Here is a 23141-nt window from a genome sequence, read left to right as displayed (position 1 = left end):
AACTCCTAACTCCTAACTCCTAACTCCTAACTCCTAACTCCTAACTCCTAACTCCCCGCAAAGTTTGACACTGGGAGCAAAAATGACTAGATCGCCCAGCTAACCTGATCCGTTGAATTGATGTACCACAAATTCGACAGGGTTCTCCAGCGCGGTTATAAACCCAGGCTACACCACCATAATTGCCGTTAGTACCTTTAACATTTAAGAAATTACTAAATGTTGTACCACCAGCCTCAATACTGGTTTCTAACACTTGAATGATGGCGGTTCGCAAAAGTTCAATTTGCTTTAGCTGCAAATCTATACACAAGCTTTCAGGTAAAATCCCACTCTTAAATAATGCTTCATCAGCATAGATGTTACCTAATCCCGCCACCACCGATTGATCCAGTAGCGCAGTTTTAATCGGACGGCGGCGGTTTTGGAGTTTGCTTGCTAAATATTCAACAGTAAATTCGGGTGAAAATGGATCTGCTGCCAGTTTTGCCAAACCAGTCATAATACTTTCTACAGCAACACCAGGCGGAACCCACCATATTTTACCGAAGGTTCGCTGGTCAACAAAACGCAATTCCTGCCGATCCCCAAAGAATAATCTAACCCGCGTGTGCTTGTGCAATGGTTCATCTCTATCCAGCCATAATAGTTGACCAGTCATTCGCAGATGAACTCCTAGCCAGCCAGAAGACGAGGAGAGTTCGGCGAGGAGATATTTACCGCGACGATGCCAAGTAGCGATCGCCTTTTTTTCAATTCCATTAACAAACTCACCTACAGAAAACGGGTAGGCGATGGTGCGATCAAGCAACACATCTCCTCCCGTGATTTCTTGGTTGAGGGTCAATTGATTTAGACCCCTTCGGACTGTTTCAACTTCAGGCAGTTCGGGCATTCAAGCTGAGTTAAGCAGGCAATTGTGATTTATTTGAGGGATCGAGGAAGAAGAGATGGGGTAGTAACTTACATAGCCATAGATGGCTCGTATTACTACCCAAAAGAAACCGTAAATACCCGCAGGGCGGCTCTCTTAGATTAGGGTAGGCTAGGACAAAGAATGAATGAACTGAAATTTTCAGACTTCATACTTCAGACTTAAGACTACCCTTCATCATCGCATCAAACAACCCCCTTGTAGCTTTGCTGCTATTTTTTCGGTGCTTTAGCCTTTGGTGCTTCAACCTCGACTAATTCATCCTGGGCAAAGTTGTTGGTATTGATACCAGAGTAATTGACCTTTTCAAAGCGGACAATTACAGGGTATTTGATGCCGCTTTGGTCGATGGAAGCCACAGTTCCTAGATCCTGAAACCAGTAGGATTCAGGGCGGAGAATACGTACTTTAGAACCACGTTGAACCATGATTATTTTCCCTTTTAGTTATCAATCGCCAATCTAGAGGGCTAATTGATTTCACTCTACAACCTCAAGGTCGCAGCAAGAGTCTTTGTTAAGTTATTTGTCTGAATTGGGGAGTGGGCATTGGATTAGGGGAGAGGTTACAGGTGAAAGGTGATAGGGAATAATCTGTACCCTGTAACCTGTACCCTATTCCCTTCTTCACTACCGACTCTATAGCACATCCAAAATTGCAAAAGGTATTAGACCCTACTTGACAAGGTAGACGTTATAGCGTACCTTCATTCGCAAATAGCTATTTTGTAAAAGCTTATGTTTTAGTTAAGACAAACACACTTCCCTCATTACCTCTGCTGATCCGCAGATCGTTATCTATATAAGTGATATCTAACCAGCCTTGCTGTTTGTCACTGTTTATGGCAACATCAATTCCGGGAAATTTTCTACCTTCTTCAATTTGTTGGATAAAAGTTACCGGAGAATTGTATTCTATTAAACGTTGTAAGCCGATAATAGAACGCTCAAATTTTACTTGGACACGCCGACCTGAAACTGGCTCAAATTTAGCAGCAACGCTGACTAATCCTTCTAAATAAGGTAAGCCATAAATCTCAGCTATGTTGTAAACACTGGTAGTCTCTACCCGGATACACTGATAGATTTGACCCAGTTTGCATAAAGGTAGACGATCTAAGTTTAAAAGAGCCTTGCTAGTGGTGTATAGTAATCGCCAATTGCCATCTAGCAAATTACTAGCTTCCACCGGACGGGGTGTAGGATTAAAGTCTTCTAAATTCGCGATCGCTGCTAAGATAGCCTGTTTCTGTTCTTCGGTCGCCAGTAGACCGCGATTTGTACCAGCGATCGCATCCATAAGAGCCGCTTTTCCCATCATCGCCTGTCACCTCAAAAATCACTCACTTTCCATCAGCATAAACAAGATATTAATGACATATATGTAGAGCCATAAAAATTACTAAGAATCGCTTGACTTAAGCCTTATGCTTATTAAATAAAAAAATTTCTATCTGAATGCGGATTTATCAATCAAAGGGTTGAAAAGATAACTAAATTAATCCGTGTCAAGTGATAGACTCTAAATGTCAACTTACGTAAACCTTTTCTTGCCCTGACTCGATATGTTGAACTCTCCATTACGTGAAGCAGCTCGTAACCAACGAGCCGATGTCATCCCCCTAAAGCCAGAGTCCTCTTTGTTGGACTGGTTACAAAACAACGGCCGCATCATCGCCCGTGACGTTCACGAACCGGATTTTCAAGCTGACGAAGAAGGAATAGACTCCCTAATGGGTGTAGATGATGGAATTGGCTACGACCTCGATGATGATGACGATGATGATATAGGAATCGCTGAGAATTAGCCTTTTCAGGCTAGGGACTTGGTAGTATCCCTAGTTACTAGTATTCAATTTTATAAGTGTGGAGTGAAGGGAAACTTCTGTGGACGCTAAATTATCTCCTGAGCAAGGATTAAACATTTCTGGAATCGCTCTAGCCTCTTTATTAGCCGTAGGGTTAGGTACAACAGCATTTTTCTTGGATTCGATGGCCAATCGGCTACCGTGGCAAAGTATGTCGCTAACTCTGCCACTACTGTTGTGTGCGTTGGGTTCAGGTGTGGTGGGCTATTGGGTAATACCTTTACTTCAAGCACTTAAAACTGGACAAATAATTCGTGAAGATGGGCCTCAAGCTCATCTCAAAAAGGCAGGCACTCCCACAATGGGCGGTATATTCTTTATACCTGTATCTGTGCTGATTGCCTGCATATTGTCTAACTTTTCTAAAGAGGTGCTTGCAGTTTCGGCTTTGACAATCAGCTATGGATTGATTGGCTGGCTCGACGATTGGCAAATTCTGCGCCGGAAATCAAATAAAGGTATATCTCCCCGCACAAAACTAGCTTTGCAGGTGAGTTTTGCGGCTGTGTTTTGTCTATGGCTGATGTTTAATCAACCTTCTAATATTACAAATATTGCTTTGCCTTGGGTGAGCTTCACACTACCATTAGGATTCCTATTTTGGCCTTTAGCAGGTTTTGTACTAGTTGCAGAAAGCAATGCGACTAATTTAACAGATGGTATTGATGGCTTGGCAGCAGGAACAGTTGCGATCGCACTTTTGGCATTAGGTGCTTTAGTCGCCCCAACAGCACCAGGATTGATGGTTTTCTGTGCTGCTTTAAGTGGCGGATGTTTAGGTTTCTTAGCCCATAATCGCAACCCAGCCCGCGTTTTCATGGGAGATACTGGTTCCCTGGCACTGGGAGGAGCTTTAGCTGCTGTAGCACTATTAACAAACACCTTAGTAGGTCTGTTTATTCTCAGTGGTATCTTCTTCGTAGAAACCCTTTCGGTGATGGCACAGGTAAGTTATTACAAAGCCACGAAAGGCCCAGATGGCAAAGGCAAACGCCTCTTCAAAATGGCACCCTTGCACCATCATTTAGAACTTACTGGCTGGTCAGAATTGCAAGTTGTTGGAGTGTTTTATATAATCGCAGCGATTTTGGCTAGCATCTGTTTAGCGATCGCTCCATTCTGAATGTTTTAAAAACTGCTTCAATATAAAAAACAACTCCCACATCTTCAGGGAGTTGTTTTTTTATAGGGTAAATTTATAAGTTTCTGATTTCTATGCCAACTGAAGCGCAAAGGATAGTCATAGAGTCAATCTAAAATCTAAAATCTAAAATTGTTTGACCGCTTGCGGTGTTCTGAATTCTTTATTCTTCAATTATAGGCATTTACATATTCCCTAACTCGATTCTTCCCTGTTCGCTTTGCCTCAAGCATCGCCTGATTTGCTCGATTGAGAAAATCCTTAACCGTAATCCCTGGTTCTGATACAGCTATTCCAAAAGAAGCGGTGATGCTTTCGAGGATCTGATCGCCATCCTTCAATTGCATTTTTTCAATATCTAGCCTTAATTGTTCTACTCGCTTTCTGAGCGTTTCCAGTGTCATATTAGGCATCACAATCACAAATTCTTCACCACCCCATCTGCAAGCAATGTCAAAGGAGCGAATAGATTTTAAAAGTAACTTTGCTAATCCCTGGAGAACAATGTTGGCAGTCACGTGTCCATAGCGCGAATTGTAAGACTTGAAGTTATCGATATCAAGGAAAATCATACTAAGAGGTTGTCCCGATCGTTCCGCTTCAGCTAGCCTTTGTTCCGTTATGCTTTGCAGATAGCTTTGATTGAATAGTTGGGTCATCCCATCCCGCAAGTTTTCATGGGTTAGACGTTGTTTGATCGATAAATTATTCAGTGCAATGCCTAATGTTCTAGCAATAATCTCAGAAGTTTGTTGAACTTCTGGACTGATTTCTTCAGGTGCATAGATGTGTAAAATCCCAACTACTTCGCCTTGTCCAAACAATGGAACGCACAAATGTGCGCCGCTAACTGGCTCTATTAAGTGACTGCAAATTAATCCTGAATTCCGAGGCGATAAAAGGTTTAATTTTCCTCTCCGCAAAGCCCAACAATCAGATAGTGAAAATATTTCTTTACTGCTTCTTTCACCTCCCCACATACTATTAATCTGAACATAATTCTTGGAATTAGAAATTATATAGACACAACCACTCATATTAGGAAACAGCTTGGAACAAGTTAAAGCGACTACTTGATATACTTCATCTTTAGACTCGCAGGAATAAAGCATATCCGTCATATCTGAGAGATATATAAGTTCTCGTTTTTTTGCCTCTAATTCTAGTGTTTTTTCTTCTAGCTGCCGATTTAGGTCAGTGAGCGCTCGCTGTGCTTCTATGGATTCTGTAATATCGATACTGATCCCACCGATACGGTAAGCGCCCGTTGCGTAATCGCTAAACGGAAACTTAAATGATAGCCAGTAGCACGGCTGATTGTTACCAGGTACTTTTACCTCTTCAATTAGCTTCAAAGGACGTAGAGTCTTCAAAACAACTCGATCGTTCTCCATTACCCGCCGCCCCTCTTCTGGATCTGGCAAGTATTCATTATCCGTTTTTCCCAACCATTCTTGTGAATCTACCGAAAATCTAGACTGTATTTCCTGGTTGTAGTAAAGCACTCTAGATTGCTCATCTTTGATATATGCTCCAAACGGCCCCTGATCTAGGAATAGCTGTTGCATTTGCTGGCTGCGTTGAAGTTTGCGGGTATCTTCTTGAGATTTGGCGATCGCCTTTACAATTTGATAAGCGGTTGGCGTCAGGTAGAGTAAGGCAGATAAGGAAATAAACGCCATTACATCAAGTACGCCTAAATGCAGCAGGGAAACTGCCATATATGGCTCAAAGATCGCCAAAAAGTGATGAAATCCGCAAAATAGTACGAATCCACCTGATAAGAAAAAGGCTAGCCAAAACTTAGAAGGGATAGTTGCCTTAGTTTTGGCAAAGAAAACCCCTATTACTATGGGGATACCAAAGTATGAAAATGCAGTAATGCTGTGAGCAATTATGCAATTCCAGTAAATAGGTTCCATTACTGACCTGATATTAATATTTCATCCGTTTGACTATAATTCTGGGTAGCCTCAAAATGTAAGTGGATAAAGGATGATTTCAGTGCTTCATAACTGAATTTTATGGTAGCTTTCTGAAAAGTTACTCATGTCACCCCCTTACCAACCTGACCTACCAAGTGAGTGAGTTCGGGTAAAATCAGTTTTTCCATCGCCAGTCGCACAGCATTACTGGAACCAGGAAGCGAGAAGATTAATTTATCTTGATAAACACCAGCAACGGCACGAGAAGCGATCGCCCGCGAACCAATTTCTTGATAACTTAAAAAACGAAATAACTCACCAAATCCCGGCAAAGTTTTCTCCAGTAACTTCTCAATGGCATCGTAGGTGGTATCTCGTGGTGCAATACCTGTACCACCATTGAAAATTACAGCATCCAAATTTGTGCTTTTACCTAGATTTTCTATCTGCCCTTGAATTTGTGTTGGTTCATCTTTAATAATCGTGTAGGCTCCTACAGCATAGTTAGCACCAAGGAGTAACTGCTGAATTAGCTGCCCACTTTTGTCTGTTTCCAAAGTGCGCGTATCGCTGACAGTAACTACAGCACAAGTTACTAGAACTCCAGGCGAGTCTGGATGGGGTTGTGGCATTATATGTCACTCATGAACTTTTAATAATGGATAATTGGGCATGGTAAATGGCGCATTGACAATTACCGATGCCCGATGCCCTATGACGCCAGTTGCTTTAACGCAGGGAACCTCTGCAATGCACTGGCTCCCCTATGCCTCATTTTTACTCAGTCCCAGATCGTTTTCTTCAGCATACCGTTCCATGAAGCGCATAAAGCGCTCCCATTCTTGAGCAGATTTCATTACGTAAAGTGCTTCTAATTCTTCCGGTTTCCCGTTAATAAATTTAGCTTTAACTTCACGGGTAATTATCTCGCCTTCTTCGTCAATCAAGTACATCCCAGTAATATCTTCGGTAGTACCTTGATCTAAAATTTTCGGATTCGTAAAAATAAAGGTCGCTGTACCACTATCCCCAGTACGCGATCGCGTCAAGCGCACATCTGGAGTTACTTCTTCGTCAAGACCTCTAGAAAACTGGATTTTCGCCATGATGAATGAATTTAAACTTTTGTGATGGTTAATTTAATATTCTCTCATCAATTAGAACACCACGGTCTAGAGTCTGCTGTTATTCCGCTTTTAGTGTATATACTTAAATCGCTTCTTTTTCAAGTAACAAAGTTACGGGGCCGTCGTTTTCAATTGTAACTTGCATCATTGCACCAAATTGACCTGTTTCCACCTGCAAACCGCTAGCTCTTAACTTAGTAACAAAGCGATTATACAAATCTTCTGCCGATTGGGGAGCAGCTGAACGGTCAAAAGAAGGACGGCGACCTTTGCGACAGTCACCATAAAGGGTAAACTGACTGACAACTAACAAATCGCCGCCAATTTCTTGTATAGATTTTTGCCAGCGTTCGTCTCCTTCTTCGTCAGGAAACAGCCGCAATTCTAAGCATTTACGCACCATCCAGTCGATTTCAGCAACAGTATCGGTATTGGCTATACCTACAAGCAAATTTAGCCCCTGTCCAATTTTGCCGACAATTTCATCATTAACTGTAACTTGAGATGATTTGACTCGCTGGATAACAACGCGCATTTTTACTAATTCGTAATTCGTAATTCGTAATTATTGGCGAAACACTCGCGCGTAAATACAGGGGAGTAAGGAAGCGATGTCTACGACGGGCTATCCGGCGTCGCTATTCTCTCATTTTCATTGCTCAAAATTGATGGCGGAGCCATTGAGAATGCATTCCCAGGTGAAACCTGGGAACGAGTATTAAACTTTTGTACAGACGCGATTAATCGCGTCTCTAACTCCTAACTTTTATTTGCCAAAGCCTTTACCGCGAGAGGTTGAAGGTAGACAAATGCATTTTTCAAGTTGACTAATTAAAGCCTCACGATCCAAATTTTGACCAATCAGCACTAGCTGATTTTTCAATTGACCTTTCCATTCATCATCATCCAAGGTGAAGCGTTTACCGCAAAGGTGGAAAATATGACGCTTCGGGCTTTCATCAAACCACATAATCCCCTTGGCTCGGAAAATATTTGAGGGTAGCTGGTTATCTAAGAAATACTGAAACTTCCTAATAGAAAACGGCTTGTCACTTTGGAAAGAGATGGAAGTAAAACCATCATTTTCTAAATGGTCAGAATGATGGTGATGATCGTGATGGTCATGGTCATGGTCGTGATGATCGTGACCGCATGTTGAGTGGTCATGCTCATCATGATGATCGTGATGTTCATGATCGTGATGGTCGTGTTCATCCACCACTGTGTCGAAATATTTATCCGACTCAAACAGACCAACACTCAGAATTAAAGGAAGTGGCACTTGCGATCGCGTCGCACGAATAATTCTTGCCCCTTCCTTAACTTCGTTGATTTTTATTTCTAACTCATTCAAAGTGGCTTCATCAACTAAATCAGCTTTGTTCAGCACAATTACATCGCCATAAGCAATTTGGCTGTATGCTGCTTCCGAGTTAAATAAATCTAGGCTGTAATTAGCCGCGTCTACCACGGTAATAATCGAATCCAAACGGGTTAAATCCCGCAATTCTGTGCCCAGAAATGTTAAAGCTACTGGTAGTGGATCTGCTAATCCAGTTGTTTCCACTACTAGATAATCTAGATTTTCTTGGCGTTCTAAAACTTTGTAAACTGCATCTACTAAATCATTATTAATAGTGCAGCAGATACAACCATTATTTAACTCCACCATGTTCTCACCAGTGGAAACAATTAGCTCGTTGTCGATGCCAATTTCGCCAAATTCATTCACGAGAACAGCGGTTTTTAAACCCTGTTGGTTGTTGAGGATATGATTGAGTAAAGTCGTCTTGCCACTACCGAGAAAACCCGTAATAATTGTTACTGGCATTCCTTGTTTGGGCGTATCCATTGCCGAAGATTCGGGTGTAACTGCTGATTGCATAGCGCTGTTATCAAATAATCAAAAAATAGTAATGTAGCGCAGATAGTCCAGAAAACACTAGCATAGGGATGCTGGACTGTCATCCCAGCTGCTTTACCCTATTATTACGTATCTCTCTATTTCAGCATTACTCTGTTATGACCCTAACCCTTTACAATACCCTCACCCGTCGTCAAGAACCGTTTGAAACAGTCGAACCAGGCAAGGTTAAGATGTATTACTGCGGCGTGACGGTATACGACTACTGCCATTTGGGTCATGCTAGAGCTTGCATCGTTTGGGATGTAATACGCCGATACCTCCAGTTTATCGGTTATGAAGTCCGATATATCCAAAATTTTACTGATATTGATGACAAGATTCTCAATCGAGCCTGTGCTGAACATTCATCGATGGAAGCCGTAGCCGATCGCTTTATCAAAGCATATTTTGAGGATATGGCGCGATTGGGAATCAAAGAAGCTGATGAGTATCCCCGCGCTACCCATACGATGAATGGCATTCAGCGGTTAATTCATGAGTTGGAAAATAAGGGTTTTGCTTACCCTGCTGACGGTGATGTGTATTATGCAGTACGGCAGTTTGCTGAGTATGGCAAGCTTTCGGGACGCAAGTTAGAAGATATGCAAGCCGGGAAAAGCGAGCGCGTCAACATAGAAGATCCAGAATATCAGAAAAAGAAAGACCCCTTCGATTTTGCTTTATGGAAAGCAGCAAAACCGGGAGAACCTGCTTGGGAATCACCTTGGGGCGCAGGTCGTCCGGGGTGGCATATAGAATGCTCGGCAATGGTACGCGATCGCCTGGGTGATACGATCGATATTCATGCTGGTGGTGCTGACTTAATTTTTCCCCATCACGAAAATGAAATTGCCCAATCTGAGGCTGTGACGGGAAAACCCTTAGCGCGTTACTGGTTGCATAACGGCATGGTAAAGGTAGATGGTGAAAAAATGTCCAAATCTTTGGGCAACTTTACCACTATTCGAGACTTGCTGGATCGAGGAGTTGACCCGATGGCAGTGCGGTTGTTCGTGTTGACCGCTCAATATCGCACACCCATAGATTTTACCGACGAAGCGATCGCCGCAGCAACCAACGGCTGGCACACCATTAAAGAAGGTTTACTCTTCGGCTACCAATACGGCAAAAAACTAGGCTGGGGAGTGGGAACAGCTTCACTACTCGCTGAAACTGTTGAACGCTTTCAAGAAACCATAAATAACGACTTTAATTTTCCTGGTGGATTAACAGTGCTGTTTGAATTAGCCAAAGAACTGCGCCGTGAGGGAAATATTATTGTGCATGAAGGGAAAACCGAAACTTCCCCTGATGAGTTACAGCGTCAATGGCAAACTCTCGTTACATTAGCTGGAGTTTTGGGTTTAGAAGCCGAGATAGAAGCGGAAACTGACAAGAGTGATGGTTTAAGCGATGCGGAAATTGAGGCGAAAATTCAGCAAAGGCAAGAAGCACGTAAAGGTAAGAATTTTGCCGAAAGCGATCGCATTCGTGACGAACTTCAAGCACAAGGTATTACGCTAATTGATAGTCGTGATGGTACACGCTGGCACCGTAATTAGGGAGTGGGGAGTAGGGAGTAGGAGGAAAATTCCCCATTCCCCATTCCCCATTCCCCATTCCCCATTCCCCATTCCCCATTCATTAAATTATGTGGTCTGAACTCAAAAAAGCGATCGCTAGTTTCGATATACCCGCTGATTGGATTGGTATTAGAGCCGTAAAGGAGACTTCTACTACCCGTTCAGTCCGTGACGCCTTACCCCAACTAAACGGCAAATCCTTCACTATTGGAGCCATGCTGGAAGTTTTGGTCAATGGCTGTCTAGGTTATGCAGCTACTAACTCTCTAGAACTGTCTTCCCTGCAAACCGCCGCTCAAACAGCCTATAACCAGGCACTAGCAGCCAGTGAATGGTGGATACATCCCTTCCGTGAAAGTGAGCGTCCTAAAGTCGTTGGTGAATATAAATCGCCATTTCTTGAGCCATTGAATGCTCTGAGTCCAGGAGAAATCAACGATTTACTGGTTCGCATTTGCCAAACGCTCAAGGTTGACGACAAAATTGTGCAAACCATAGCTAGTGCCAGCACTACTGAGAGAGAATCTTGGTTTGTTAGCAGCAACGGCTCAGAAGTCTATCAAAAAATTCTATCTATAGGCACTCATTATGGAGCCACTGCCCAAGATGGAGCAGTTGTACAGCAGCGCAGCAACAACGGCTCGCAAGCAAACTGTTACCAAGGCGGACTCGAACTGTTAAAACAAGACAACTTATGGCATCGGGTGCGGCAAATAGGCGAACAAGCAATAGAACTTTTGACAGCAGAAGAATGCCCCACTACCCGTACCAATTTAGTTTTAGCCCCAGATCAAATGATGCTGCAAATCCATGAAAGTGTCGGGCATCCTCTAGAAATTGACCGAATTTTGGGAGATGAGCGTAACTATGCTGGGGGCAGCTTTGTTAATAAAAGTGATTTTGGCAACCTAGTATATGGTTCGCCATTGATGAATATTACCTTTGATCCCACCGTGCCTGGTGAATTTGCCAGTTATGGCTTTGATGATACGGGTGCTGTAGCGACACGGGAGTATTTGGTTAAAGAAGGTGTACTGCAACGGGGTTTAGGCAGTCTAGAGAGTCAAGCCAGAGCAGGTGTAGCAGGAGTTGCCTGTGCCCGTGCTTCCTCATGGAATCGACCAGCGATCGATCGCATGGGTAATTTGAATTTAGAGCCTTTAAACGGTACTTTTGAAGACATTATTGGCGGGATAGAACACGGCGTTTACATGGAATCTAACCGTTCTTGGTCAATTGACGATCGCCGCTACAAATTCCAATTTGGTTGTGAGTACGCTAAATTAATTGAAAACGGTAAACTCACCAAAACTCTTCGTAATCCTAACTATCGCGCCACAACACCAGAGTTTTGGCATAGTTTAATTAAAGTCGGAGATGCGACAAACTGGCAAATGTATGGTACTCCTTATTGTGGTAAAGGAGAACCAAATCAGGCCATTTGGGTAGGACACGGTTCACCTGTCTGCGTATTTGCGAATGTCGAAGTTTTTGGTGGAGGAACTTGAAAAATACAATAGTTAGGAGTTAGGAGTTGGTAGTTAGGAGTTTTGAATTAAGTAGATAGGTATAATTAAACATAAAATAAAAGCCTAGCTCGTAGTGAGTGATTCATCGCTAAAAAAGATTATCAGGGCTAAAGTCCTTACTACAAACTTTAATTTATTTACGCCTAGCTACTTATAAAAATTCTTTTAACTCCTAACTCCTAACTCCTAACTTTCTCCCTCTCTCTATTCCCTATTAATATTTAATATCCATGAAAATTGAGGAATTATCTGCATTAGAAGTCAGCTTTAATCGACTGATTGAAAGTCTGCTGATTAAAAAAGCAGAGAATGAACAATTCACTGTGAGACTCAGCAGTGAAATAAGTCAATTTACTCGCTTTAATCATGCAAAAGTGCGACAAACTGGTTGTGTTGCTGATGGTTGGATAGAACTGACTTTGATGCAAAATCAGCGCAACAGTGTTCGGCAGTTTCCCTTTACTGGGAATTGGGAGGTAGACTGGCAATTAGCATATACTGCTTTGCAAGAACTACGTGACGAACTTATTCTACTACCCATCGATCCATATCTAGTTTTGCCATCAGGAAATAATATCAGTCGAGAAATACATTCTGGAAATTTATTGGCGACTGAGGCAGTAGTTCCAACTGTGCTAGAACTAGTTGCTGAATTGGATTTTACAGGGATATACGCAGGGGGAGTGGTAATTAAAGCTTATGGTGATTCTAGGGGTCAAAAACACTGGTTTGCGACTGATTCTTTTACCTTAGATTATTCTCTATTCTCCCCATCTGGACAAGCAGTTAAGGGTACATTTGCCGGGAGTGATTGGAATGAATCCAAATATATAGCCAAAATTAGCGAAGCTAAAAAACAACTAGAATTGCTTGCTCACCCAACTAAAGAACTGCCACGGGGACAGTACAAAACTTATTTTGCACCTGCTGCTGTTGCAGATTTATTATTGATGCTTTCTTGGGGAGCAGTAAGCGAAGCTGATATCCAACAAGGAAATAGTGCTTTAGCTGCTTTATCGCGTCAAGAAAAACAACTTTCTCTAAGATTTAGTTTGAAAGAGAACTTTCAGCGGGGATTAGTGCCGCGATTTAATGAATTGGGAGAAATGGCAGCACCGGAGTTACCTGTAATAGAAAAAGGATATTTAGTAAATACTTTGGTGAATTCCCGAACTGCTAAGGAATATCAAAAAGTTGCCAACGGCGCTAATGGTTCAGAGACTTTACGAGCGCCAGAAGTGAGTACTGGTAATTTAGTATTTGAACAGATTCTTTCGAGTTTAGATACAGGATTATATGTATCAAATTTGCATTACTTGAATTGGAGCGATCGCCACACTGGTAGAATCACAGGTATGACCCGCTATGCTTGTTTTTGGGTAGAAAATGGAGAAATTATCGCACCCATTGAAAACTTACGTTTTGACGAAAGTCTCTACCGCTTCTGGGGAGAAAACTTAGTAGATTTGACAAATTTTCAGGAGTTTATTCCCGAAGTAGGAACTTATGAAAGTCGCCAACTAGGAGGTAGTTTAGTTCCCGGTATGCTAGTAGAAGATTTTACATATACCTTGTAGTTATATTGTGTAAAAATACTCTATTTTTGCTAGAGACGCGTTAGCGAAGCCCAGTCTAAGTTCACGTCTCTACAAAAAATTATAAAATCATCTATCTCTGTAAACTGCATTAATTACAATATCTTTGATACTCAGGTAAAGAATTAATAGCAACAATAAAAATTGCTCAAATTGAAGAACTGGATCTAAACGCCAACCTTGATAATACAAGATTACTCCACTTAACAACATTATAATTGGCGTAAATATAAGTTGGATAATGTAAAGGGCTAAAGCCCAGCCTCTAAGCCTGGTTCCACGTTGGGATAGCCAAGCTACTGTTAAAATTAAGTAAATAATTGCCCAAAGCAAATAAATAATTCCAATTAAACCAGCTAGATTTAATCCAAAGTTAACTTGAGCCAAAGTAAGCATTTATTAAAAATCCTGCTTAATTACAAGCTAAAATTTAAAATTTATTATTAGTAGGTAGATTCCCTAAAATTATTCATTCATGAAAATTGTTGGGTTAAGCAATAGCGAAACCCAACCGATAATTTTTCCTCATCTCTGGTTATAACCTCTATCTTTTTTTGCCAGGAGGTGAATTGCGCTGGGTGAGGTTATCAATTTGCAATTGTTGCCGTCCGTTGGTGATAACTCGCAACATCTCTTTGAGATCCTGCTCGATATTTCCCAAAATGCCATCGGCATAAGCATCAGCACCATCTTCAATTTCTTGAGCATGAGCGATCGCATTTTGTCGCATCAGCTCTAACTCTTGCTGACAAGCATACCGCTTGCGGTCAATCTCGGCGAGGGTTTCTTGCATTATTCCCTCACACTCTTGTTGCACTTGTCGCCGCAGTTGTTCAGCTTCTTGTTCAGCCTGGTGAATAATATCGCTTTCAGCTAAAATTTGCGCTCTTTTTGCTTGTGCAGCCTCAACAACCTGCTGCCCATACTCTTCCGCCTCCAGCAGAATTTCGTCCTTTTGGTCGAGAACTGCTGCTGCTTCTTGAAAAAGTGATGGTAAAGCCAGCCGGATGTAATCAAGCTGATCTAGCAGCTTTTCTTCATCTATGAGTGTGCGTCCCGTTAGCGGAATTCTGAGACTAGAGAGAACCATTTCCTCTAGGCGGTTGAGTTCCTGCTGAATATCTATGCTTCCCTCTCCACCGAGATATTCTTGAGGGGGGGGATTGCTTCCGTTGAGATTGGGTTCAACATTGGAGATTTCTGATTGTAGCATTGGTATATATCTAGGGCAATGTGTGGGGGAACGAGATGATCGATAGAGCCACCAAACCTTGCAATCTCTTTTACCACACTACTACTTAAAAAACTATACTCATTTGAGGTTGCGAGAAAAACTGTTTCTATTTGGGTAGAAAGAGTTTTATTGGTGTGAGCCATTTGCAGTTCCACTTCAAAATCTGACACAGCCCGTAAACCCCGGATCAAAACTTGTGCTTGTTGCATTTGAGCATAATTGACGGTAAGACCATCAAAGCTGTCTACTTTTACATTAGGTAGATGTTGTGCAGAAAGACGGATCTGATCTAGCCGTTGCTCCACACTAAAAAGTGGCATCTTGTTAGGGTTCCGCAGTACAGCGACAATCACCCGCTCAAACAGCCGACTACCGCGCTGGATAAGATCGAGGTGTCCCAAGGTAATGGGGTCGAAGCTACCAGGATAAATAGCGATCACAATTTTAAATATATCAAAGTTATTTAGGTGATTATATCGAAACCGTTTTGTGTAACTTACTCAAATCTACCATCTTGCGCTCTCGGTAAGGATGGTAAACTCAATTGTTTTAGTGGCACAAGTTATGCTCAACTAGGCGTTAGGAACTAGACTCCTAAATATGAATACTGGATTTTTACCTACGTCCCCACAATGTTGTGGAAGATTCAAGTGTAGTTACAGTATTCAAGACACAAGAAACTCCGTACTTAGCAAAGTGCGCGGGTAGTTAACGAACTTTTCTAGGTAATTTTTCATGGCACTGGATTTTCCCACTTTGCCCTTGGCGTTTCAGTTTACTTCTCCAGGACCGATTCTGGTGAAAATAGGGCCACTCAGTATTCGTTGGTACGGCTTGTTGATTGCCACAGCAGTGTTAATTGGCGTTATCCTTTCCCAGAATTTGGCAAAGCGCCGTAATGTTAATCCTGAGTTGCTAGGCGATTTGTTCTTTTGGTTGTTGATTGGGGCAATTCCTGGCGCACGACTATATTACGTTTTTTTTGAGTGGTCAAAATATGCCCCAACTCCAGGAAAAATCTTTGCGATCTGGGAAGGAGGTATTGCCATTCATGGAGCGATTCTTGGTGGCGTTGTCGCTGCGTTAATCTTTGCCAAAATCAAGCAGGTTTCTTTCTGGCAATTGGCAGATTTAGTAGCACCTTCGCTGATTTTAGGGCAAGCGATCGGACGTTGGGGCAATTTCTTTAATTCTGAAGCTTTTGGCGATCCTACTAATTTACCCTGGAAACTCTATATTCCAGCAGAGCATCGTCCTTTAGACTATGTTAATTTCGATTACTTTCATCCCACCTTCCTGTACGAATCTCTATGGGATTTAATGGTGTTTACGTTACTAATAACGTTGTTTTTCCGGTCTTTATCTAGTAAGCCACGTCTGAAGGTAGGCACACTGTTTCTCATTTACTGGCCAGCCTACAGCTTAGGACGCTTGTGGATTGAAGGCTTTCGCACTGATAGCTTGATGCTGGGTCCATTACGGATGGCACAAGTAGTCAGTAGTCTAGGAATTTTATTGGGATTAGTTGGATTAGCTTGGCTTTACTTACTCAAACGCCCTTTACCCGATGTAGTTCCTACTCTTAAGGGAAATGGGGAAAGTGGGAGATGAGGGGGACAAGGAGAATAACTATGCCTTATGCTCAATTCCCAATGACTAAAAAATAAAAAATGCCCCAGAGTATTCTCTAGGGCTTAACCAGGGTGCATCTACCATTACTCTCTACTAGGGAAAGAGGGTAAATCCGGAAAGATACTGAAGAATTTGCCAAAAAATTTTTTTGAGGGATTGCCGTGTGTTCTTCTAATAGTGAATATACAGAAAAACTAAGCTATAAAAACACACTATATACTGTAGAACCATCTGTGTATATTGTCGGAGCAGGCCCTGGAGATCCTGACTTATTGACGGTGAAGGCGCAGAAATTACTGGCTGTTGCTGATGTAATTTTATTTGCTGATTCTTTAATACCCGAACAAATTTTAGAACTTTGCCGAAAAGATGCCGAGATAATTAGAACTGCGAATCAGACTTTAGAAGAAATTTTGGCGATTATGATCGATAGAGTGCGATCGCAACACAAATCTGTAGTCCGTCTCCATTCTGGCGATCCTAGTCTCTACAGCGCCATCCACGAGCAAATGCACCTCCTCGCAGAGGCAAATATTCCTTTTGAAGTCATACCTGGTATCAGCGCTTTTCAAGCTGCTGCTGCCAAACTTAAAATAGAACTGACTGTCCCTGGTTTAGTTCAAACCATTATTTTGACACGTATTAGTGGACGTACAGAAGTTCCCGCCGCCGAAGAATTAGCCACTCTTGCAGCACATCAGGCTAGCCTGTGCCTGTATCTCAGTGCGCGTCACATCGAAAATGCCCAAGCTAAACTACTCGAACACTATCCAGCCGAAACCCTGATTGCGATTTGCTTTCGCATCGGCTGGCCTGATGAAAAAATCAGGGTTGTCCCTCTGAATCAAATGGCAGATTGCACTCATCAAGAAAAACTAATTCGCACCACACTGTATATAATCAGTCCAGCCCTCTCGACAACAACAGGGCGATCGCGTTTATATCATCCCGAACATAGTCACCTATTTCGCTCATCTCATAACTAAATATTGGGCATTGGTTATTCTCCTTGTCTCCCTCATCTCCCTATTGCCTCTGCGTTTCGGTAAACTTAACAATGTAATAAAATCCAAAATCCCAATTCAGTACTATGCCTTTAATTAAAGTGCAAACTTCTGCATCTGCTCCTCAAAAAGCTGAAATTGAGTCAATGCTTTTAAACCTATCAGCCAAGTTAGCGAAACATTTGGGAAAACCAGAATCTTATGTAATGACTGCTTTTGAACCGGGAATTCCTATGACTTTTGCAGGGAATACAGACCCAGTTTGCTACATTGAAATTAAGAGTGTTGGCACGATGAAGCCAGAGCAAACGGCAGCAATGAGTCAAGACTTTTGCCAGCAGATTAACCAAACTCTAGGTGTGCCTAAAAATCGCATTTACATAGAGTTTGCAGACGCTAAGGGTGCAATGTGGGGCTGGAACGGCACAACTTTTGGTTAATTTCTCGTCTTCTTTGGTCAAGACTAACTCGATCTGGCAGCTGTAGGATAGAGATCCAACACCAACTCGTGATTTTTTATGTCTGCTACGCCTCTTGTATCTCAGGTTGACTTCAACTCAGAAAAATCAGAATTAATCCCTCCCCTTCTAGGTGCTTCTCTGGCGGAGTTAAGCACTTGGGTGCAGCAACAAGGACAACCTGCTTACAGAGGAAGGCAACTGCATGAATGGATCTACGATAAAGGAGTGCGATCGCTAGCTGATATTTCTGTCTTCTCCAAGCAATGGCGCAAAGAAGTGGCAGAAGTTCCCATAGGGCGTTCAATTTTACATTACCGCTCTGAGGCTCCCGATGGTACAGTGAAATATCTTTTACGATTAACAGACGGGCAAATTATTGAAACTGTAGGCATCCCCACCTTTGCAGAAAGGGGAGAAGGCCCAAAAGCCCGTTTGACAGTTTGCGTCTCTACTCAGGTGGGTTGCCCAATGGCGTGTGATTTCTGCGCTACTGGTAAGGGAGGCTACAAACGCAACCTAGCACGGCATGAAATTGTCGATCAGGTGTTGACTGTGCAAGAGGATTTTCAACAACGGGTTAGCAATGTGGTGTTTATGGGACTGGGTGAACCGTTGTTGAATACTGAGAATGTCTTAGCAGCCCTGAAATCCCTCAATCAAGATGTCGGTATTGGGCAGCGATCGCTTACAGTTTCTACAGTGGGTATTCGCGATCGCATCCGTCAGTTCGCACAAAATAATTTGCAAATCACTCTGGCTGTGAGTCTCCATGCACCCAACCAAGCACTACGGGAAAAACTCATCCCCAGCGCCCGCGCCTATCCTCTCGAAGATTTACTGGCTGAATGTCGGGAATATGTAGAAATCACTGGCCGCCGCGTTACTTTTGAATATGTTCTCCTGGCTGGTGTTAACGATTTACCAGAACACGCATTGGAACTTTCAAAATGCCTGCGAGGATTTCAAAGTCATGTGAATTTGATTCCCTACAATCCCATCCAAGAAGTAGACTACAAACGCCCCAACCGCGATCGCATTCAAGCTTTTGTGAACGTCCTCAAGCAGCAAAATACTGCTGTTAGTGTCCGTTATTCTCGTGGTTTAGAAGCTGATGCTGCTTGCGGACAACTAAGAGCAAGTAAGAATTAAATCTGTTGTAGTCAGTAAATTTAATTACTTTTAGCTTACGTATATCTGCACGTTAGTTGTAATTGTTGCAAGAAGGCGGCGGTAGGAATTGTTATATTAAGGTTAAGCGATCGCTCAACCCAACCTATAACAAATCACTTATGTTGAATCGATCATTAACGCTTAAACTATGGCTGCTAGCGATTGTTCTTGCAAAAGCTCTGCCGATGAATTCTCCTGCTTATGGACAAATAATTCAACCGATTCCTCAGCAACCTGAGTCCTTTCAAGAAAGAATGAGACAACAACAAGAGGAACGAATTCAGCAAACACAAGAGCAATTGAAGGAAACATGGCTACGCCAAAACCTTCAACAACCACTAATACAACAGCAAGATTTTACACGACAACGGCAAGAACTAATACGCCAGCAACAACTTAGACTACAACAGGAACAAACAAGACTACAACAGCAACAATTTACACGACAGCAACAATTGAGAATACAAGATCAACAACTCAGACAAGACCAACAAATTAGACAACAGCAACAATTTAGATTACAAGAACAGAGGCGACAGCAAGAACTCAGACAACAGAAAGACAACCTGTGAAGTGTTCAAAATTCCTGTTGAAGAAGAATTCAGAATTCTGAATAAGAAAGTAGGGAATATCCTGCGGAAAGCAAGCTACTCACTCGCCACTAATGTCAACCGCTAAATCTTCTTTTTCAAAGACGTGCAAAAGACGATTTAGCGCATTTTTTAAACCTACTTTTTCAGAAGCTCTCTATGAGACGCTGCACTATCTGCTAGTTCTTCGACCCTTCTCTACGAGACGCTGCGCGTAGCTTGCTTCTCCGTTCGCGCAGCATCCCGTAGGGAGGAGTGCAACAAGCTCAGAGCATCGCCAGTTTAGCAAGCATCGGACTCCAATTCATAGTGAATTCTGACTCCTAACTCCTAACTCCTGAATTATGTTTTTATCAATAACTTTTTTATTAAAAATTAGAGAACATCTTCTCGAATTTTTAATTTTTTCTTATTAGCTAGCGGTGTGCATGAATGCCAGGAGCATACGCTTCAATTACTTTGCCAGTGCGAGTGCAACTAATCATCAAATAGTCACAACTTGGGCATTGTGTCCGAGTTAATTGACTATCAGAAATATAATAACGCTCTGCATGACTACCACAATTTGGGCAGTAAATCTTTTGTACTGTATGCATTTTAAAACCCCTGGTTGTAATTATTTTTTATTTGGTAAAGCTACTAGTTAAACCAGGAAAAAATCTGGTTCGACCCAACTTAACAAACTGCTGTAATATTGGCTGATTATTTTAAACAAAACTTCAGGTTTGATCGCTCTCCCATATCTTTATCTATTATTCTAAAATTTCAGTGATTTTACCCTCCTACTTTAGACACATAAATTATTTTTCAATCAAATGCTGCTTAGATATTTGCTGATCCCTATAATTAATGCTTTGAGAGAGCCTTGTTTACAGCCATTTCAGACGAATACAAAAAAAGCTGTTCTTGTATTCAAAAGTTAAACCACATAAATTACTGTATATTTAGTAACCAAATCTCTATCTTAAGATTTAGTTAATATTTGCTGACAAGATTTATGAGATTAAATTCTGGTGAGATAACCTAATTACAACTAGCTAACTTCATAAGAAGCGGCTTCCTTTGTTTAAACAGGATGAAAATAATCGTAAATTTCTTGAGCCAAACGCGGCCCAATTCCTGCGACTTCAGCGAGTTGTGTGGTTGTCGCTTGCCGAATGTAATCAACTGAGCGAAAATGCCCTAGTAATTGCTTTTGTCTATGATGTCCTAAGCCAGGAATTTCATCTAAACGCGATCGCTTCAATTTATCACTGCGCTGCTGACGATGGAAACTTACTGCAAATCGATGCGCTTCATCCCGCAACCGCCGCAATAACTGTACCCCTGGTTGTTCTGCATCAGTTGTCAAGGGTTTAGATTCTCCCGGTAAAAAAATCTCTTCTCGCTGCTTTGCTAAACTTACAACTCGCAAGTCTTCTAATAAATTCATCTCTTGCAAGACGGCGATAACCGATGATAACTGACCTTTACCACCATCAATCATGATTAAATCAGGCCAGTCAGGATTACCCAAACGTGTTAATTGCGGATTTTCCCCATACTTGCGGAACCGCCTCTGGATGACTTCAGCAAGACTAGCAAAATCATCTGAATGTCCTGCTGTCACCGTGGGATTTTTAATTTTGTAGTGACGATAGTGCTGTTTTGCGGGTAATCCGTCGATAAACACGACTTGCGAAGCTACTGCATTTGACCCTTGAATGTGGGAAATATCATAACCTTCAATGCGGTGAGGTACATCTGGTAAATCGAGAATGGTGGCTAAATCTTGCATTGCTTGGTGATTGCGATCGCCAAATTTCTGCATTCTTTGCAATTCATACTGAGCATTTCGCTCTACCATCTCAATTAATTCTGCCTTAGTTTGGCGTAAAGGAGTCAAAATTGTGACTTTTTTGCCTTTACGTTGAGTTAAGACATCCGCCAATATCTCAGCATCTGGTAATTCATGCTGTACCAAAATTTCTAAGGGTATTTCTACGGAATCAGCAGTTTGGTAATGTTCCTCTAAAGCTCGTTGTAAAATAGCTCCTGGTTCTGCGTGAGCATCCGCCACAAAGGCTAAACGTCCAACCAACTGCCCAGCGCGAATCTGGAATAGTTGAATGCAGGCGTGCTGTTCGTCGGCTGCCAGTGCGATCGCATCCCGTGAAATTGTATCATCTGACAAGGAAACTTTCTGGTCAGCTGTCAGCGACTTTAACCCAGAAATTTGATCGCGAATTCGCGCCGCTGACTCAAAATTCAAGTTCTCAGCGGCTGCGTTCATCTGTTGGGTCAAAATATCAATCAGTTCCTGAGTTCGACCTTGAAAAACCATCGCGATTTTTTGGACAATTTTGCGATATTCTTCTGGTGAAATCATCTGTTGACACACACCAGGACAACGCCCTAAATCAAAATTCAAGCAAGGACGGTCTTTAAAAAGTGGTTGAGGTCGTTGTCGCTGTGGAAAAATGCGCTTGCAGATGCGGACAATTTCTCGTAATAAACCAGCATCAGTATAAGGCCCGTAAAATTTATCCTTTTCTTTGCCAAATTGCCGCTTACGGGTAATAAAAATTCGCGGATAATCTTCTGACCAAGTAATGCAGAGATAGGGATATTTTTTATCATCTTTGAGCAGCACATTGAAGTATGGCTGATGCTGCTTGATCAAATTGGCTTCTAGCGCTAAAGCTTCGGCTTCAGTATCAGTGACGATGAATTCAATTTCTGTCACCAACTTGACCATCGTGGCGATACGTTCAGTCTTGTTGTAGCCATCCCGGAAATAGGAACGGACACGCGATCGCAACTTACGTGATTTACCTATATATATAATGCGATCGCTCCTGTCCCGCATGAAATAAACCCCCGGTTCCGGTGGAATTTCGGCTAGACGGTTTTCTAGTCGTTCTGGCTCTTTAACCAGTGGTAATATTTGAGTAGATATTGTCACAACCAAAATTAGGTAATCTTTCTCTATTTTAAGAAAAATTGTTTTTTTGTGCCGATTTAACAAATTATTTATCAAGTAAATATAAAGTAGCCGCTTCTAAGCTAGAGGCTTGCCAAAAAACTTACTCCAAGTATCACAACTTTCGAGCAGACTAGAGTTTGTTTTGCTATCACCTTAGTCATCGGCTGCTACTGTCAGAATAAAAATTTTGCTTTTTGAATCTATAGTTAACATTTTTAAATTTGTAATACTTTATTATCTAAAACTTTATACTTTAGATTAAATGATAATATTTTTGTATTGTTAGATATTATTTATTAATAACAAATGCACTTATATATTGCTTGTATAAACATTAAATAAAATCTTAATTTATTGACAATATTTATGTTTATTTATTGAATTTATAACATTAAGCGAATTAACGGATTTAGTCAGTTAAATTTACGATTATGATTGAGAATATATTTATTATGATGATTTCAGGCGAGAGCTAAAC

The 23141-nt window shown here is 41.8% G+C and carries 23 protein-coding genes; 10 read left to right on the top strand and 13 right to left on the bottom strand.

Features of this window, described 5'->3' with window-relative positions; all coding sequences use genetic code 11:
- Positions 1-40: 40 nt before the first annotated feature.
- The 3 genes from ACM0OX_RS21015 to ACM0OX_RS21005 all read right to left on the bottom strand — a co-directional run bounded on the left by ACM0OX_RS21015 (position 41) and on the right by ACM0OX_RS21005 (position 2254).
- A complete protein-coding gene (locus ACM0OX_RS21015) occupies positions 41-895 on the bottom strand; it encodes a DNA-formamidopyrimidine glycosylase (RefSeq protein ID WP_414516927.1) in 855 nt (284 codons plus the stop codon).
- Positions 896-1146: 251 nt separating this feature from the next.
- Positions 1147-1362, bottom strand: a complete 216-nt coding sequence (locus ACM0OX_RS21010) for a photosystem I reaction center subunit IV (RefSeq protein ID WP_094349537.1) — start codon at positions 1360-1362, stop codon at positions 1147-1149.
- A 307-nt stretch (positions 1363-1669) separates the two neighbouring features.
- Complete coding sequence (locus tag ACM0OX_RS21005; RefSeq protein ID WP_414516926.1) at positions 1670-2254, bottom strand: PAP/fibrillin family protein; 585 nt, start codon at positions 2252-2254, stop codon at positions 1670-1672.
- Between the two features lie 244 nt (positions 2255-2498).
- Here ACM0OX_RS21005 and ACM0OX_RS21000 point away from each other — a divergent pair, with 244 nt between their 5' ends.
- Complete coding sequence (locus tag ACM0OX_RS21000) at positions 2499-2741, top strand: DUF3134 domain-containing protein (RefSeq protein ID WP_094349539.1); 243 nt, start codon at positions 2499-2501, stop codon at positions 2739-2741.
- A gap of 79 nt (positions 2742-2820) precedes the next feature.
- Positions 2821-3924, top strand: a complete 1104-nt coding sequence (gene mraY, locus ACM0OX_RS20995; RefSeq protein WP_414516925.1) for a phospho-N-acetylmuramoyl-pentapeptide-transferase — start codon at positions 2821-2823, stop codon at positions 3922-3924.
- Between the two features lie 188 nt (positions 3925-4112).
- Here mraY and ACM0OX_RS20990 read toward each other — a convergent pair whose 3' ends face one another.
- The 5 genes from ACM0OX_RS20990 to ACM0OX_RS20970 all read right to left on the bottom strand — a co-directional run bounded on the left by ACM0OX_RS20990 (position 4113) and on the right by ACM0OX_RS20970 (position 8879).
- The gene (locus ACM0OX_RS20990) at positions 4113-5864 is read right to left on the bottom strand and encodes a diguanylate cyclase (RefSeq protein ID WP_414516924.1); all 1752 of its coding nucleotides are present in this window, start codon (positions 5862-5864) and stop codon (positions 4113-4115) included.
- Positions 5865-5989: 125 nt separating this feature from the next.
- Entirely contained in the window at positions 5990-6499 is a 510-nt protein-coding gene (locus ACM0OX_RS20985) for a MogA/MoaB family molybdenum cofactor biosynthesis protein (protein ID WP_414516923.1), read from the bottom strand.
- 132 nt (positions 6500-6631) lie between these two features.
- Positions 6632-6973, bottom strand: a complete 342-nt coding sequence (gene psb28 / locus ACM0OX_RS20980; RefSeq protein ID WP_194042354.1) for a photosystem II reaction center protein Psb28 — start codon at positions 6971-6973, stop codon at positions 6632-6634.
- Between the two features lie 103 nt (positions 6974-7076).
- The gene (gene dtd, locus ACM0OX_RS20975; RefSeq protein ID WP_414516922.1) at positions 7077-7529 is read right to left on the bottom strand and encodes a D-aminoacyl-tRNA deacylase; all 453 of its coding nucleotides are present in this window, start codon (positions 7527-7529) and stop codon (positions 7077-7079) included.
- Positions 7530-7760: 231 nt separating this feature from the next.
- Positions 7761-8879, bottom strand: coding sequence for a CobW family GTP-binding protein (locus tag ACM0OX_RS20970; protein ID WP_414516921.1), 1119 nt, complete (start codon positions 8877-8879; stop codon positions 7761-7763).
- A 137-nt stretch (positions 8880-9016) separates the two neighbouring features.
- Here ACM0OX_RS20970 and cysS point away from each other — a divergent pair, with 137 nt between their 5' ends.
- From cysS to ACM0OX_RS20955, 3 genes are all read left to right on the top strand, one after another.
- The gene (gene cysS, locus ACM0OX_RS20965) at positions 9017-10462 is read left to right on the top strand and encodes a cysteine--tRNA ligase (protein ID WP_414516920.1); all 1446 of its coding nucleotides are present in this window, start codon (positions 9017-9019) and stop codon (positions 10460-10462) included.
- A gap of 89 nt (positions 10463-10551) precedes the next feature.
- Positions 10552-11991, top strand: a complete 1440-nt coding sequence (locus ACM0OX_RS20960; protein ID WP_414516919.1) for a TldD/PmbA family protein — start codon at positions 10552-10554, stop codon at positions 11989-11991.
- A gap of 251 nt (positions 11992-12242) precedes the next feature.
- The gene (locus ACM0OX_RS20955; protein WP_414516918.1) at positions 12243-13589 is read left to right on the top strand and encodes a TldD/PmbA family protein; all 1347 of its coding nucleotides are present in this window, start codon (positions 12243-12245) and stop codon (positions 13587-13589) included.
- Between the two features lie 87 nt (positions 13590-13676).
- On the opposite strand, the gene ACM0OX_RS20950 is transcribed toward ACM0OX_RS20955, so the two are convergent.
- From ACM0OX_RS20950 to coaD, 3 genes are all read right to left on the bottom strand, one after another.
- On the bottom strand, positions 13677-14003 hold the full coding sequence (locus ACM0OX_RS20950; RefSeq protein WP_414516917.1) for a Ycf66 family protein: 327 nt from the start codon (positions 14001-14003) through the stop codon (positions 13677-13679).
- A gap of 148 nt (positions 14004-14151) precedes the next feature.
- Complete coding sequence (locus tag ACM0OX_RS20945; protein ID WP_414516916.1) at positions 14152-14820, bottom strand: DivIVA domain-containing protein; 669 nt, start codon at positions 14818-14820, stop codon at positions 14152-14154.
- A complete protein-coding gene (gene coaD, locus ACM0OX_RS20940) occupies positions 14730-15281 on the bottom strand; it encodes a pantetheine-phosphate adenylyltransferase (protein WP_414516915.1) in 552 nt (183 codons plus the stop codon). Before coaD ends, ACM0OX_RS20945 begins: the two co-directional genes overlap by 91 nt.
- Before the next feature lie 295 nt (positions 15282-15576).
- Between coaD and lgt the strand changes: the two genes are divergently transcribed.
- From lgt to ACM0OX_RS20915, 5 genes are all read left to right on the top strand, one after another.
- A complete protein-coding gene (gene lgt, locus ACM0OX_RS20935; protein WP_414516914.1) occupies positions 15577-16452 on the top strand; it encodes a prolipoprotein diacylglyceryl transferase in 876 nt (291 codons plus the stop codon).
- Positions 16453-16634: 182 nt separating this feature from the next.
- A complete protein-coding gene (gene cobM / locus ACM0OX_RS20930; RefSeq protein ID WP_414516913.1) occupies positions 16635-17459 on the top strand; it encodes a precorrin-4 C(11)-methyltransferase in 825 nt (274 codons plus the stop codon).
- Positions 17460-17563: 104 nt separating this feature from the next.
- Positions 17564-17917: a phenylpyruvate tautomerase MIF-related protein gene (locus tag ACM0OX_RS20925; RefSeq protein WP_334842707.1), complete on the top strand. Its 354-nt coding sequence runs from the start codon at positions 17564-17566 to the stop codon at positions 17915-17917.
- 78 nt (positions 17918-17995) lie between these two features.
- Positions 17996-19087, top strand: coding sequence for a 23S rRNA (adenine(2503)-C(2))-methyltransferase RlmN (gene rlmN / locus ACM0OX_RS20920; RefSeq protein WP_334899266.1), 1092 nt, complete (start codon positions 17996-17998; stop codon positions 19085-19087).
- Between the two features lie 140 nt (positions 19088-19227).
- Positions 19228-19680 carry a hypothetical protein gene (locus ACM0OX_RS20915; protein WP_414516912.1) on the top strand — a complete coding sequence of 151 codons (453 nt, stop codon included), beginning with the start codon at positions 19228-19230 and terminating at the stop codon, positions 19678-19680.
- A 434-nt stretch (positions 19681-20114) separates the two neighbouring features.
- Here the strand turns inward: ACM0OX_RS20915 and ACM0OX_RS20910 are convergent, their stop codons facing one another.
- Together ACM0OX_RS20910 and uvrC are read right to left on the bottom strand one after the other, a co-directional pair.
- The gene (locus ACM0OX_RS20910; protein ID WP_414516911.1) at positions 20115-20294 is read right to left on the bottom strand and encodes a replication restart DNA helicase PriA; all 180 of its coding nucleotides are present in this window, start codon (positions 20292-20294) and stop codon (positions 20115-20117) included.
- Positions 20295-20764: 470 nt separating this feature from the next.
- On the bottom strand, positions 20765-22642 hold the full coding sequence (gene uvrC, locus ACM0OX_RS20905) for an excinuclease ABC subunit UvrC (protein ID WP_414516910.1): 1878 nt from the start codon (positions 22640-22642) through the stop codon (positions 20765-20767).
- Between the last annotated feature and the right edge of the window lie 499 nt (positions 22643-23141).

The sequence above is a fragment of the Nostoc sp. PCC 9305 genome (assembly GCF_963920915.1).
Taxonomy (GTDB): Bacteria; Cyanobacteriota; Cyanobacteriia; order Cyanobacteriales; family Nostocaceae; genus Nostoc.
The sequence above is the reverse complement of the archived record's forward strand: the minus strand, read 5'-3'. Positions and strand labels throughout refer to the sequence as shown.

Bases quoted from the DNA above. Each gene is read 5' to 3' on its own strand.
- lgt (WP_414516914.1), top strand. From the start codon at position 15,577: ATGGCACTGGATTTTCCCACTTTGCCCTTGGCGTTTCAGTTTACTTCT.
- ACM0OX_RS20985 (WP_414516923.1), bottom strand. From the start codon at position 6,499: ATGCCACAACCCCATCCAGACTCGCCTGGAGTTCTAGTAACTTGTGCT.
- dtd (WP_414516922.1), bottom strand. From the start codon at position 7,529: ATGCGCGTTGTTATCCAGCGAGTCAAATCATCTCAAGTTACAGTTAAT.
- ACM0OX_RS20950 (WP_414516917.1), bottom strand. From the start codon at position 14,003: ATGCTTACTTTGGCTCAAGTTAACTTTGGATTAAATCTAGCTGGTTTA.
- ACM0OX_RS20955 (WP_414516918.1), top strand. From the start codon at position 12,243: ATGAAAATTGAGGAATTATCTGCATTAGAAGTCAGCTTTAATCGACTG.
- ACM0OX_RS21000 (WP_094349539.1), top strand. From the start codon at position 2,499: ATGTTGAACTCTCCATTACGTGAAGCAGCTCGTAACCAACGAGCCGAT.
- ACM0OX_RS21015 (WP_414516927.1), bottom strand. From the start codon at position 895: ATGCCCGAACTGCCTGAAGTTGAAACAGTCCGAAGGGGTCTAAATCAA.
- ACM0OX_RS20915 (WP_414516912.1), top strand. From the start codon at position 19,228: ATGTTGAATCGATCATTAACGCTTAAACTATGGCTGCTAGCGATTGTT.
- ACM0OX_RS20970 (WP_414516921.1), bottom strand. From the start codon at position 8,879: ATGCAATCAGCAGTTACACCCGAATCTTCGGCAATGGATACGCCCAAA.
- ACM0OX_RS20925 (WP_334842707.1), top strand. From the start codon at position 17,564: ATGCCTTTAATTAAAGTGCAAACTTCTGCATCTGCTCCTCAAAAAGCT.
- ACM0OX_RS20910 (WP_414516911.1), bottom strand. From the start codon at position 20,294: ATGCATACAGTACAAAAGATTTACTGCCCAAATTGTGGTAGTCATGCA.
- ACM0OX_RS20960 (WP_414516919.1), top strand. From the start codon at position 10,552: ATGTGGTCTGAACTCAAAAAAGCGATCGCTAGTTTCGATATACCCGCT.
- rlmN (WP_334899266.1), top strand. From the start codon at position 17,996: ATGTCTGCTACGCCTCTTGTATCTCAGGTTGACTTCAACTCAGAAAAA.
- ACM0OX_RS20990 (WP_414516924.1), bottom strand. From the start codon at position 5,864: ATGGAACCTATTTACTGGAATTGCATAATTGCTCACAGCATTACTGCA.
- ACM0OX_RS21005 (WP_414516926.1), bottom strand. From the start codon at position 2,254: ATGATGGGAAAAGCGGCTCTTATGGATGCGATCGCTGGTACAAATCGC.
- ACM0OX_RS20945 (WP_414516916.1), bottom strand. From the start codon at position 14,820: ATGCTACAATCAGAAATCTCCAATGTTGAACCCAATCTCAACGGAAGC.
- ACM0OX_RS21010 (WP_094349537.1), bottom strand. From the start codon at position 1,362: ATGGTTCAACGTGGTTCTAAAGTACGTATTCTCCGCCCTGAATCCTAC.
- psb28 (WP_194042354.1), bottom strand. From the start codon at position 6,973: ATGGCGAAAATCCAGTTTTCTAGAGGTCTTGACGAAGAAGTAACTCCA.
- cysS (WP_414516920.1), top strand. From the start codon at position 9,017: ATGACCCTAACCCTTTACAATACCCTCACCCGTCGTCAAGAACCGTTT.